This window comes from Nocardioides pakistanensis, from assembly GCF_054781215.1.
On the sequence record NZ_BAAGUV010000027.1, the window covers coordinates 1 to 675 of the forward strand.

A 675-nucleotide genomic window follows, 5' to 3' on the forward strand; every position below is an offset into this window, starting at 1 on the left:
CGACGCCGACCGTGATTGCAAACCCGGCACCAGCATTGACGCCAAGGATTCCGGGATCGGCCAGTGGGTTGCGCGTGATCGCCTGGATGAGTGCCCCGGCAAGCCCGAACGCCGCGCCCGCCACGATACCGACCAGTGTTCGCGGCATCCGCAGCGACCACACGATCGAGGAGGCCTCGCTGCCATCGGGCATGAAAACGGTTCGCCAGACCTCGGCTGTCGGGAGTGGGTTCGCGCCGTAGGTGACGCTGACGACGAGGACAATGGCGAGTGCGGCGACGAGCACGATCAGGCCGGACAGTCGGCGTCGGAGCAGGAAGCTTCCGGTATCGGCCGGTTCGGTTGGCTTTGGTGCGGTGGCAAGAGAGACCATCTTGCTCCTGAAGTGAGTCTGGGAGGGGCGCGGCCGCTTCCGGGCCGCGCCCCACGAGAGAGCAGTTGCTAGAACTTTTCAGCGAACATCGGGACAACCTGTTCTGCTGCCCACGCGTTACCGATCGGGCCGCCGCTGGTGATCGCCCAAAGCAGGTCGCCGCCGTCAGCCGTCTTCGGGGGCAACTGGATGAACTTGCCGGACTGCACAGCGCTGAGATTCTTGAAGAGTTCCGTACCGGTGACGTGCGTCTCCATCTCCTCCGGGGTCGTGGCTTCGCTCTGGCCCAAGAGCAGTACGTC

The 675-nt window shown here is 64.9% G+C and carries 2 protein-coding genes; both read right to left on the reverse strand.

Annotated features, from left to right (window positions below; genetic code table 11):
• On the reverse strand, positions 1 to 373 hold a 373-nt coding region (locus tag ACYVIH_RS12195), incomplete at its 3' end, for an iron chelate uptake ABC transporter family permease subunit (RefSeq protein WP_460869717.1).
• 68 nt (positions 374 to 441) lie between these two features.
• Positions 442 to 675: hypothetical protein (locus ACYVIH_RS12200; RefSeq protein WP_460869719.1), on the reverse strand; the 234-nt coding region annotated here is incomplete at its 5' end.